Annotated in this window: 8 protein-coding genes; 2 read left to right on the forward strand and 6 right to left on the reverse strand. The window is 73.2% G+C overall.

From position 1 onward, the window contains the following. From KUM38_RS28845 to KUM38_RS28870, 6 genes are all read right to left on the reverse strand, one after another. The coding region (locus tag KUM38_RS28845) for an NADH-quinone oxidoreductase subunit J (protein ID WP_217133493.1) at window positions 1-476 on the reverse strand (476 nt) is incomplete at its 3' end. Beyond that, on the reverse strand, window positions 473-1,048 hold the full coding sequence (locus tag KUM38_RS28850) for an NADH-quinone oxidoreductase subunit I (protein WP_217133501.1): 576 nt from the start codon (window positions 1,046-1,048) through the stop codon (window positions 473-475). The genes KUM38_RS28845 and KUM38_RS28850, both read right to left, overlap by 4 nt. 2 nt (window positions 1,049-1,050) lie before the next feature. Further along, on the reverse strand, window positions 1,051-2,019 hold the full coding sequence (locus KUM38_RS28855; protein ID WP_217133503.1) for a complex I subunit 1 family protein: 969 nt from the start codon (window positions 2,017-2,019) through the stop codon (window positions 1,051-1,053). Beyond that, window positions 2,016-3,767: an NADH-quinone oxidoreductase subunit C gene (locus KUM38_RS28860; RefSeq protein WP_217133505.1), complete on the reverse strand. Its 1,752-nt coding sequence runs from the start codon at window positions 3,765-3,767 to the stop codon at window positions 2,016-2,018. Before KUM38_RS28860 ends, KUM38_RS28855 begins: the two co-directional genes overlap by 4 nt. Continuing rightward, the gene (locus KUM38_RS28865) at window positions 3,764-4,381 is read right to left on the reverse strand and encodes an NADH-quinone oxidoreductase subunit B (RefSeq protein ID WP_217133507.1); all 618 of its coding nucleotides are present in this window, start codon (window positions 4,379-4,381) and stop codon (window positions 3,764-3,766) included. The genes KUM38_RS28860 and KUM38_RS28865 overlap by 4 nt, the downstream gene beginning before the upstream one ends. After that, window positions 4,372-4,764, reverse strand: a complete 393-nt coding sequence (locus KUM38_RS28870; RefSeq protein WP_217133509.1) for an NADH-quinone oxidoreductase subunit A — start codon at window positions 4,762-4,764, stop codon at window positions 4,372-4,374. The genes KUM38_RS28865 and KUM38_RS28870 overlap by 10 nt, the downstream gene beginning before the upstream one ends. Before the next feature lie 265 nt (window positions 4,765-5,029). On the opposite strand from KUM38_RS28870, the gene KUM38_RS28875 reads away from it, so the two are divergent. Together KUM38_RS28875 and KUM38_RS28880 are read left to right on the forward strand one after the other, a co-directional pair. Next, window positions 5,030-6,268 carry a sensor domain-containing protein gene (locus KUM38_RS28875; RefSeq protein WP_217133710.1) on the forward strand — a complete coding sequence of 413 codons (1,239 nt, stop codon included), beginning with the start codon at window positions 5,030-5,032 and terminating at the stop codon, window positions 6,266-6,268. 110 nt (window positions 6,269-6,378) lie between these two features. After that, window positions 6,379-7,208 (forward strand): sensor domain-containing protein (locus KUM38_RS28880; protein WP_217133712.1); only part of this gene is annotated, 830 nt, incomplete at its 3' end.

Consider the following 7,208-nt stretch of genomic DNA (forward strand, 5'->3'; position numbering starts at 1 on the left):
CCGGTGACGTCCGTGGAGCCGGCGGGGGCACCGTCCAGGTCGATCCAGGTGGTGCGGAAGGCGTCGACGACGACCCAGACCAGGGCCGCCGCGGCGGCGCCGGCCACGGTGAGGGCGACCCAGCGGTTGCCGGAGTCGGCGTCCGGTGAACGGCCGATGGGGGCTCTGGTGAGCATGAGCCCGAACAGGAGGAGGACGACGACGGAACCGACGTAGATGAGGACCTGCACCCAGGCGATGAACTCGGCGGTGAGCAGGAGGTATTCGACGGCGAGGCCGCCGAGGGCCACCACCAACCACAGGGCGGCGTGCACCAGCTGCCGGGTGGTGACGGTGATGACGGCGGCCCCGAGGGTGACCAGGCCGACCAGGAGGAAGGCGATCTCCACCCCGGTCGGGGAGAGGAAGCCGTGCGCCTTGGCGGCGGTGGTCGTCGTGGCGTGCGCGGCCGTTCCTGCGGCTGCGGCGAGGGTCACGACTCCTCCTCCTGCGGTTCGGCCTGGGCGGCGGCGAGCTTGTCGGCGGTCTTGCGGGCGGCGGCGAGTTCCTTCGGTTCCTCGGCTCCGGGGTCGAGGGCGGGCGGGGCCGGGACGGTCCACATCCACTCGCGGAGTTTGTCCCGCTCGTGGGTGAGGTCGCGGATGTCGGTCTCGGCGTACTCGAACTCCGGCGACCAGAACAGGGCGTCGAAAGGACAGACCTCGATGCAGATACCGCAGTACATGCACAGGGAGAAGTCGATGGCGAAGCGGTCGAGGACGTTGCGGCTGCGCTCGCGGCCGCCGGGGGTCGCCGCCGGGACCGTCTCCTTGTGGGAGTCGATGTAGATGCACCAGTCCGGGCACTCGCGGGCGCACAGCATGCAGACCGTGCAGTTCTCCTCGAACAGGCCGATCACACCGCGGGTGCGGGGCGGGAGGTCGGGCTGGGTGTCCGGGTACGGGGCGGTGACGGACTTCTTCGTCATCGTCCGCAGGGTGACGGCCAGGCCCTTGACCAGGCCGGAGCCGGGGATGCGGGGCCGGGCGGGCGGGAGAGGCTCAGTCATGGTTACCGGATCACCACCTTGACGATGCCGGTGAGGGCGATCTGGGCGAGGGAGAGGGGGACGAGGAGGGTCCAGGAGAGCTTCTGCAGCTGGTCCTCGCGCAGCCGGGGGTAGGTGACGCGGAGCCAGATGACGACGAAGGCGAGGACCGCGGTCTTCAGCAGGGTCCAGACCCAGCCGAGTCCGTCGGCGCCCCAGGGGCCGTGCCAGCCGCCCAGGAACAGGACGGTGGTCAGACCGCACAGGACGACGATCCCGGCGTACTCGGCGAGGAGGAAGAGGGCGAAGCGCAGACCGGTGTACTCGGTGTACGCACCGAAGATGATCTCCGAGTCGGCGACCGGCATGTCGAAGGGAGGCCGCTGGAGTTCGGCGAGGCCGGCGACGAAGAAGACGAGCGCGCCGGTGATCTGCCAGGGCACCCACCACCACTCGAAGGCGTCGAGGATGCCGACGAGGGAGACCGTGCCGGCCGCCATCGCCACCGAGGCGGCGGTGAGCAGCATCGGGAGTTCGTACGCGAGGAGCTGGGCGGCGGTGCGCAGGCCGCCGAGGAGGGAGAACTTGTTGGCGGAGGCCCAGCCGGCCATGAGCGAGCCGAGGACGCCGACGCCCATGACGGCGAGGACGAAGAACACGCCCGCGTCGATCACCTGGCCGACCGCGCCCTCGCCCGGGCCGATCGGGACGGCGAGCAGGACGAGGAGGTACGGCAGGAGGGCGACGGCGGGGGCGAGCTGGAAGATACGCCGGTCCGCGCCGGCCGGAACCACGTCCTCCTTCTGCGCGAACTTCACGCCGTCGGCGATGAGCTGGGCCCAGCCGTGGAAACCGCCGGCGTACATCGGGCCGAGGCGGCCCTGCATGTGGGCCATCACCTTGTGCTCGGTCTGACCCACGATCAGGGGGAAGGTGAGGAAGACGACGAACACGACCAGGAGTCGCAGGGCGACGTCGAGCACGTCGTTCACCGCGGGCCTCCTGAAGGGTCTTCGGGGGTGGGGGTCTCGGGGTTGTTCCCGGCCCGCGGGCCGGGCGCGGCGTCGGGCTCCGGGTCAGGCTCGGGGGCGGGCTCCGGGCCGGACTCGGGCGTGGTGCTGGGTTCGGGACCGGACTCCGGGCCGGACTCGGGCGTGGTGCTGGGACCGGCGTCCGTGTCAGGTCCGGGGGCGGGCTCCCGGGCCGGTCCGGGTTCCGGCCGAGCGCCGTCGGACTCCGCACCGGATCCGGCGGGAGCCTCGGCCCCTCCGACCGGACCGGCGTCGGGCGTGCCGGCCCGCTCAGAACCGGTCTGGGCGCCGCTCTCGGACTCCGCACCGGATCCGGCAGGGGCCTCGGCCCCTCCGACCGGACCGGCGTCGGGCGTGCCGGCCCGCTCAGAACCGGTCTGGGCACCGCTCTCGGACTCCGCACCGGATCCGGCAGGGGCCTCGGCCCCACCGACCGGACCGGCGTCGGGCGTGCCGGCCCGCTCAGAACCGGTCTGGGCGCCGCTCTCGGACTCCGCACCGGATCCGGCGGGAGCCTCGGCCCCTCCGACCGGACCGGCGTCCGGCCCGGGAGCCGTCACCGCCTCCTCGGCCGGACCTGCGTCGGCAGCGGGTTCCGTGCCGTCATCCGTCTCGGGTCGGGCGAAGGCCGGGCGGGCGTGGTGCCAGGGGGCGTCCGAGCTGCGGGGTGCGGCCGAAGGCCTGCGGTCCGGTCGGCCCTCGGTGGGCGCGGGAGTGGACTCGTCGCCCGCCGCCGCGGGTTCGCCGGACGCTGCCGTCACTCCTGGCGCGGCGCGCCGACTCGCCGACCCCTCGGACGCGGTGCGCGCCCGGCGCGGGTCACCGGTGCCGGAACGCTGCGATGCCGACCCCTCGCTCGCGCTCCGCGCACGCCGCGCGGGGGGAGCGGCGGCCTCGGGGCGCGCCTCCGCCCCCTGGCTCGCGGAACCCTGCGCCGCCGTACGCATGCGGCGCGGTGGGGCCGTGGGCTGGTCGGAGGGCTCCGGGGTGGCCGCCTGGCTCGCGGAACCCTCCGCCGCCGTGCGGGTTCGGCGTGGGCGGTCGGGGGCCGGGCGGTCTCCTGCCGCTCGTCCCCCGCCTGCCGCGGTCCTGCCCGCGCCTCGGGCCGGGCGGGCCGGGGCCGGGGGGAGCTGGCCCTTGAGGGGGCCCCATTCGTTCGGGTCGGGGACGCCGGGGGGAAGCATCTGGCGGCGCTTGGGGCCGCCGTGTGCCGCACCCGCCGCGGGCTCCCCGGGTTCCTTGGCGCCGGGCCAGGCCTTGGCGACCCTGGCCGCGAGGACGAAGTCCTTGCGCAGGGGATGGCCCTCGAAACCGTCCGGCAGGAGCAGGTGGTCCAGGCCCGGGTGGCCCGTGAAGTCGACGCCGAACATCTCGTGCGTCTCGCGTTCGTGCCACGCGGCACCCGCGTAGACGTCCACGGCGGAGGGCAGCGTCGGGGCCTCGTGCGGCACCGTGGTGCGCAGCAGCAGGCGCCGCACCGGGGCCAGGGCGGCGACGTGCGCCGTGACGCGGAACCCGGTGCCGGGTTCGTCGACCGCGCTCAGCCAGTCGAAGAAGGTGCAGCCGACCCGGTCGCGCGCGGCCTCCAGCGCGGTGATCCAGGAGGCGGGCGGTACGTCGACGGTCAGGACGCCGTACGACTCCTCCGCCGTGGCCTCCGTGCCGAACAGTTCCTCGGCGTCGGCGGGGAGCCAGCCGACGGCGGTCATCGGCCCTCCCCCTCACCGGACGGCGTCGGCGGCCGGACCAGCCCGCTCTGCAGCGCCGCCGCCGACGGCCGCCCCGCGCCGGAGGCGGACCCGTACCGCTCCCCCAGCGACTCCCGTGCGATCTTCTCCTGGAGCTTCAGGATCCCCTGGAGCAGCGCCTCGGGCCGGGGCGGGCAGCCGGGGACGTAGACGTCGACCGGAATGATCTGGTCCACGCCCTTGGTGACGGAGTAGGAGTCCCAGTACGGGCCGCCGCAGTTGCTGCACGCGCCGAAGGAGATGACGTACTTGGGCTCGGGCATCTGCTCGTACAGGCGCTTCACCGCGGGCGCCATCTTGTCCGTGACCGTGCCGGAGACGACCATCAGGTCGGCCTGGCGCGGCCCCGGCGCGAAGGGGATGACGCCGAGGCGGATGAAGTCGTGGCGGGCCATCGACGCGGCGATGAACTCGATCGCGCAGCAGGCGAGGCCGAAGTTGAAGACCCACAGCGAGTAGCGGCGGCCCCAGTTGAGGACCACCTTCATCGGCTCGGGAGCCAGCCGGGCGAGCGCGCCGAGCCGCTTCGGTTCCGGAAGCAGGACGGGCTCGGGGGCGGCAGGGTTCACGTCCATGTCAGGACGCCCTTCTTGTATGCGTACAGCAGTCCCACGGCGAGGAAGCCGAGGAAGATGAACATCTCCACGAGGGTGGTCGCGCCGTAGCCGTCGGCGGCGAAGACGGTCGCCCAGGGGAAGAGGAAGATCGAGTCGACGGCGAAGATCACGTAGAGGAAGGCGTAGACGTAGTAGCGGACCTGGGTGTGGGCCCAGCCCTCGCCGACGGGGTCGACCCCGCACTCGTACGTCAGGAGCTTCTCGGGCGTGGGGACCACCGGCCGCAGCAGGCGTCCCGCCCCGAAGGCGACGGCGACGAACAGCAGGCCGACGACGGCGAGCAGTCCGACGACCGAGTAGGACTGGAAGTAGTCCGCCGCGACGACGGTCGATTCCCGCACGTCCGCCCCTCACTCCCTTGATCGGCGCCCTGGCCCGTGCCTGTGCCGTGCCCTTGGTCCGTGCCGGTGAACGTCACGGTCCGACGATCTGTACGCACGGGAGTCTAGGCCCTCATAAATGCACCGTAAGCAGCCCGTCACCGCTCGGCATGCGGGGGGTGGGGTTTTCCTCAGTGCGTCCTGGCGGTCCACCTCATGGCGCAGGCCCCCGGCTCCGGGCACGCTTGTGCCCATGACCGAACCATTCCCGCATCCGGGCACGCCCATGACGGCGGTCCCGGAACCGGCCGAGCGCGGCGACCGCCCGCCACCGGCCCGTTTCGCGTACGACGCGCACACCTGGAAGGAGATCGCCCACCTCCTGGCGAACCTGCCGGTGTCGCTGGCCGGCTTCGTCTACACGGTGACCATGCTGTTCACCGGTGTCGGGCTGACCGTCACGGTGGTCGGGTTCCCGCTGCTCGCGCTCGGGCTGATGGGCTCCCGGCTGCTGGGCAGGATGGAGCGGGCGCGGGCCAGGAAGCTGCTCGGGGTGCGCGTGGAGGAGCCGAGCCGGCTGCCGATGCGCGGGCCCGGCGGGTTCTGGCCGCAGCTGTGGATGGCGGTCAAGGACCCGGTGGGCTGGCGGACCGTCCTGTACGAGCTGATACGGCTGCCGTGGGGCATCGTCACCTTCGTCGTCACGCTGACGGGTCTGTTCGTGCTGTGGCCGGTGCTGCCGTTCGTCGTGCGGGGCCTGGCCAACGCCGACCGGGCGATGGTGCGCGGCCTGCTGTCGCCCTCCGACGAGTTGGAGCGGCGCATCGCCGAGCTGGAGTCGGACCGCGGGGTCGTGGTGGACACGGCGGCGGCGGACCTGCGGCGCATCGAGCGCGATCTGCACGACGGGGCGCAGGCCCGGCTGGTGGCCCTGGCCATGGATCTGGGGCTGGCGAAGGAGAAGCTGCGGGAGGATCCGCAGGTCGCGGCACGGATGGTGGACGAGGCGCACGGCGAGGTGAAGACGGCTCTGCAGGAGCTGCGGGATCTCGCCCGCGGCATCCATCCGGCGGTGCTGACCGACCGGGGCCTGGACGCCGCGCTGTCCTCGGTCGCCTCGCGCTGCACGGTGCCGGTGAAGGTGACGGTCGACCTGGCCGAGCGGCCGGCCGCCGCCATCGAGGGCATCGCCTACTTCACCGTCTCGGAGCTGCTGCAGAACGTCAGCAAGCACAGCCGGGCCCGGTCGGCCGCGGTGGAGGTGTGGCGGTCGGAGGGCCGGCTGCTCATACAGGTGTGGGACGACGGGCGCGGGGGCGCGAGCCTGGACGGCGGGACGGGCATACGGGGTCTCGCCGACCGGCTGGGCGCGGTGGACGGTCTGTTCGTCGTGGAGTCGCCGGAGGGCGGCCCGACGACGGTGACGGCTGAGCTGCCGTGGCGGGACCGTTCCGGTGCCCTGGCCGAGGAGCCTGGCAGGGGCAGGAGGGCGTCCAAGGCGGCGTCCGCACGCGGCCGGGGGTAGGGAAAACCCCCCGCTCAAGACTGCGACGCTCTCCATGGTTCGCCGGCCTGCGGCCGAGGAGTCTGGAGGTACGACAGCACAGCCGCCGGACGAGGAGAAGGACGGGACCGATGGCCACGGAGTACGGACAGGGTTACGGGCTCCCCGCGGAACCCGGACATTCCGGATACGCCGGGGGACGGCGGCACCGGCTGCCGGCCGCGCTGCGGGCGCCGGTCGAGGGGCGCACCTGGCGCGAGCTGGGGTACGTGCTGCTGAGCCTGCCGATCAGCATTCTGCTGTTCACCTACGCGGTCACGATGGTGTCGCTGGGGGCGGGCCTGCTGGTGACGTTCCTCGGCGTCCCGGTGCTGGCGGCGGCGCTCGCCGGCTGCCGCGGGTTCGGGGCGGTGGAGCGGGCCCGGGCACGGGGGCTGCTGGGTCTGGAGGTGGCCGAGCCGGAGCCGCTGCGGATGGAGCGGCGGGGGTTCACGGCGTGGATCGGGGCCGTGCTCAAGAGCGGCACCTCCTGGCGGGCCCTGCTGTACGCGGTGCTGCACCTGCCGTGGGCGGTGCTCTCCTTCTCCGTCAGCGCGGTCGTCTGGCCGGTGGGCTGGTCGCTGCTGACGTATCCGTTGTGGTTCTGGGCCTTGCCGGCGTACGGCGATCAGCCCGGCATGCAGCTGTACGGCGACGAGCACCACCGGATCTACCTGGACAACCCGTTCGAGATCGCGGTGACCGCGGGAGTGGGTCTGCTGTTCACCCTCGCCACGCCGTGGATCGTGCGGGCGCTGACGATGGTGGACCGGGTGATGGTGCACGGGCTGCTCGGACCGTCGCGGCTGGCCACGCGGGTGGTGGAGCTGGAGTCGGACCGCGGGGTCGTGGTGGACACGGCGGCGGCGGACCTGCGGCGCATCGAGCGCGATCTGCACGACGGGGCGCAGGCCCGGCTGGT

Source organism: Streptomyces sp. AC558_RSS880, assembly GCF_019049255.1.
GTDB lineage: Bacteria > Actinomycetota > Actinomycetes > Streptomycetales > Streptomycetaceae > Streptomyces.